This window comes from Bacteroides mediterraneensis, assembly GCF_900128455.1.
In the GTDB taxonomy this organism is placed as follows: domain Bacteria; phylum Bacteroidota; class Bacteroidia; order Bacteroidales; family Bacteroidaceae; genus Phocaeicola; species Phocaeicola mediterraneensis.
On sequence record NZ_LT635785.1, the window covers coordinates 1 to 805 of the forward strand.

Annotated in this window: 1 protein-coding gene; it reads left to right on the forward strand. The window is 48.9% G+C overall.

Annotation, left to right across the window (positions count from 1 at the left end; translation table 11 throughout):
- Positions 1-176 precede the first annotated feature (176 nt).
- Positions 177-805, forward strand: a 629-nt coding sequence (locus tag BQ7480_RS17305) for a hypothetical protein (RefSeq protein WP_072544112.1), incomplete at its 3' end; no start/stop codon positions are given.

The window sequence follows — 805 nt, forward strand, 5'->3', positions numbered from 1 at the left end:
ACACACACACACACACACACACACACACACACACACACATTGCGACCGGCGTATCTTCGCGCGTTAATATACTTATTATCATCAATACATGCAAGGGTGGAAACTCCTTTTTACGGGAGCTTTCCGCCCTTTTCCGTATTCGTATGCCCCGTTTAACCCATTAAAACAAAAGTCGTATGAATACCGAAATAACCATTATAGCAAGTATATTCCTGTTGCTGGGCGGACTGGCAGCGTTTCCGTTTACGCTCGATTACAGCAATACTTCATGGATGCCCCGATGGATGCGTCCTGACGTGGACTACATGGAACGTCCGTTCCGCTATGACTATCCGGCACGCGGCATACATATATTCTTCTCCGTCCTGACGATGTTTGTGGGAGCGATGTCACTACTTACCTTGCTGGACAAGTCTTTGTCCCGGACGGTGACACCGGGGCAGTGGTTCGACAGCCTTGCCCTTGTTCTTCCTGCCTGCCAGGTGTCGTGCATCCTGTTCCTGCGTCAGGAATACAACGATCCGTTTGAGTATGCCGACCGCCTTACCGGGTTCAATATATGGAAAGTCGCAGCCGCTCTTTGCCTGATACCACTTCTGTGGCTGCCATACGTTGCCGGTCTGTTGGATTCTTCCATATACCGTTTTGCGGTACTTTCCTGTAATCTGCTGGCATACACCTTTCTTGTTTACGATTATAGACGTGTTTACAGGAAGCGTTTCGATTACGAATATACCGAAGACATCGGTTGGAAGGAAATGTATCCGGAAAGCCTGTACCTTTTGGCCTATCCGGTCTGTTCGGT